This window comes from Frankia sp. AgB32, from assembly GCF_023243045.1.
Classification (GTDB): Bacteria; Actinomycetota; Actinomycetes; order Frankiales; family Frankiaceae; genus Frankia.
On record NZ_JALKFX010000090.1, the window covers coordinates 34,149 to 37,352 of the forward strand.

Sequence of the window (3,204 nt, forward strand, 5' to 3'; positions counted from 1 at the left end):
GTTGCCGTGCAGGCGGTGTGTTTCGCCGCGTTCGGCCAGGATCCAGTCCTCGTCTGGTGTGATGTTCAGGGCGCGGTTCAGGTCTGCGAGGGCGTCCTCATAACGGCCCAGTGTCCGGTAGGTCTGTCCGCGGCTTCCCAACGCCCAGGCATAGTCGGGGTGTAGTTCGATGGCGCGTGTGAAGTCGGCGAGTGCTGGTTCGTGGGTGCCGTTCAGGCGGTGTGTTTCGCCGCGGTCGGCCAGGATCCAGTCCTTGTCCGGTGTGATGTTCAGGGCGCGGTTCAGGTCTGCGAGGGCGTCGTCATAACGGCCCAGTGCCCGGTAGGTCCGCCCGCGGCTTCCCAACGCCCAGGCATAGTCGGGGTTCAGTTCGATGGCGCGTGTGAAGTCGGCCAGCGCTGCTTCGTGGGTGCCGTTCAGGCGATGTGTTTCGCCGCGGTCGGCGAGTGCTCGGGCGCGGTGGATCGCGTCGCACGTCGAGTCCTGCAGGAGAATCGTCAGCAGCGCGACCGGATCCGGCGGAACTGCTGTCAGTGGGGCGAGTATGGCTGCCGCGCGCCTCGCAGCCTCTGGGTGGGCGGCGTCTCGGCCGGCTGTGGCGATGGCTTCGGCAACGCGGCGGGTTGCTTCGGGAGTGGACCAGAACCAGGTGTCGATCAGGTGGTGCACGGCGTCGGTGAGTGCGCTGGGCTCGTGGGCGCAGAAACGGTGGTAGATCGTTTCCGCGGCGTGCGACTGCCAGGCGTCGTCGCGGATGCCTTCGCCGCCGGAGAGGCCGGTGGTGTCGCGGCGGGTCTGGTAGAGCTCGGCGAGGCGCAGGTGGGCGGCGCGCCAGAGGTTGGGCGAGTCGCGACGGATCTGGCGCAGCATCGGGTCGCGGACGACGTCGTGGTACTGGTGGGAGCCCTCGGCACGGACGGAGACGAAGGGAAAGCGGCGCAGCCGGGCGAACGTCTCGGCGGCGGTCGCATCGTCGAGGTCGAGGACGGCGGCGACCCGGTCGGCGTCCACGGCCCGGGGCAGGGCGGCGAGCTGGGCCGCCTGGCGGTGTGCGTCGTCCTCCTCCCAGCGCAGGAAACGTTCGACGGCGTCGCCGCTGGGGTCGCCGATCTCCTCGGGCGTGGCGGGGCGGCTTTCGGCGAGCATGGCCAGCAGCACCGGTAGGCGGCCGGACAGAGTGAGGATGACGTCGATGACGCGGGGGTCGGTGACGCCGCGGGCGGTGAGCAGTTCGCGGGCCTCGTCGTCGGTGAAGACCCGCAGGGGAATGTCGGCCCGCAGGCCGTAGAACGGCGCCCAGCGGTTCGGGTCGAGCGGGTGCTGACCGGCGACGGCGATGACCAGATTCTCGGGCAGGTCTCCATAGCGGCCTTCGAGAAGATCGAGGAGCCAGGCATCGAGGAAGGCGCCGGTGCGTTCATAGGTGTCGAAGAAGAGCGCGAGCGGCGCCTGCTCGCAGGTCTGGGCCACATCGGTGACGAACGCCGGAGTCAGCTCGGCGACCGGGGACATGACCAGGCGCAGGTCGTCGTGGTTGCGGAACTTGCCGGCGAGGAAGCGGCGCAACCGGTCGGCCTGCTCCGCCGCCGCATCCGTGTCAATCGCCTCGGCCAGGGCTCCGGCTATCGGGACATCGCCGGCCGCGTGCAGACCGACGCGGACGACGGCCTTGGTCAGCAGCGACGACAGGCCGTCGGGCGCATCCGGGTCGGTGGCGAGTTCCCCGCGTCGCGACTGATAGGACGCGTACCGCTCGGAATACCGGCGGACTTTCAGTCCAGCCTGGTCGAGCTGCCCGACGATCGACGCCATGGTGCCCGGGACGTCGAGGACGGTGTGGTCCACGGTCGCGGTCCGCCAGCCCTTTTCCCGCGCGACGCGGGCGAGTTGGCGGAGAAGGAACGTCTTGCCGATCCCGGCGTCGCCGAACACGCTGAACAGGAAACGCTGCCGGGGATCGTCGAACGGCAGCTGGAGGTTCTGCTCGAACTGGCGGAGCTGCTCGGAGCGGCCGACGAAGACATCGGACTGCCGGGCCCGGATCCGGTCCTGCAGACTGCGCCGCCGCTCACCCACCCGGACCCCCGCCCGCTCCGGTTACTCGCTCTCTGTGCGTTGAATCATCGCTGAAAACAGGGCGAAAGGCTGTCTCGGTGTCGGACTGTTGACGGTCAGCGCAGGCCGGAGCGGACGAAGCCGTTGATGACGTGGCGCTGTAGCGCCAGATAGAGCGCGAAGATCGGGAGGGTGGCGAGGCCGGCGGCGGCGGTCAGCGGGCCCCACTCCTCGGTCTCGACGGAGTTGATGAAGCTGTTGATGCCGAGCTGCAGGACCAGGTTGCCGCGCTGGAGCACCATCGCCGGCCAGAAGTACTCGTTCCACGCGTTGACGAACAGCAGGATCGTCAGTGCCGCGAGCGGCGCGCGCAGGTTGGGCACGACCACGGTCCACAGGGTCGACCAGGACGACCGGCCGTCCATCCGGGCCGCCTCCAGCAGCTCCTTGGGGAAGCTGTCGAAGTGCTGGCGCAGCATCAGCACGCCGAGCGCGGACACCAGGTTCGGCACGATCACGCCGGACAGCGAGTTGAGCAGCCCGAGGTTGTGCAGCAGCACGTAGTTCGGCAGCATCGTGACCTGGAACGGCACCAGCCAGGTGCCGACGAACGCCAGGTAGAGCAGCTTCTTGCCGCGGAAGTTCCACACCGCGAAGGCGTAGGCGGCCAGCACGCTGGTCAGCAGCTGCCCGATCGCGGTGAGCAGGGCGACCCACGTCGTGTTCAGCAGCAGCCGGGCGAGGTCGAGCTGGTCGAGCGCCGTGGAGTAGCTCTTGACCGACAGCGGCCACGGCAGGACGGACGTGTTGTAGACGTCGTCGGGGCGCCGCAGCGACGTCGCGTACATCCAGTAGATCGGGAAGATGCAGGCCACGCCGAGCAGGGCGAGGGTGAGATGGCCGACGACGGTCATGACCCGGGAGCGGCCGCCGGGGACCTCGTCGCCGTCCTTCGCCACGGCGGCGGGGCCGGCGGTGCCGGGCGCCGGCCGGTCGTCGGTCAGCGGCGATTCGATGGCGAGTGCCACGTCCGCTCTCCTGTCAGTCGTCGCGGGTCGTCGGGTGTCGCGGGTCGTCGGGTGTCGCGGGGGGCGGCCGCGGCCCGCCGGCCGCCCGCCGCCCCGGGGGGGGGGGGGGGGGGGGGCCCGG

At 70.0% G+C, this 3,204-nt stretch carries 2 protein-coding genes; both read right to left on the reverse strand.

The genetic code is table 11. The annotated features are described in order from the left end of the window. The coding region (locus MXD60_RS29505) for a tetratricopeptide repeat protein (RefSeq protein WP_248821126.1) at positions 1–2,076 on the reverse strand (2,076 nt) is incomplete at its 3' end. 95 nt (positions 2,077–2,171) lie between these two features. Continuing rightward, complete coding sequence (locus MXD60_RS21435; RefSeq protein WP_518468405.1) at positions 2,172–3,083, reverse strand: carbohydrate ABC transporter permease; 912 nt, start codon at positions 3,081–3,083, stop codon at positions 2,172–2,174. Between the last annotated feature and the right edge of the window lie 121 nt (positions 3,084–3,204).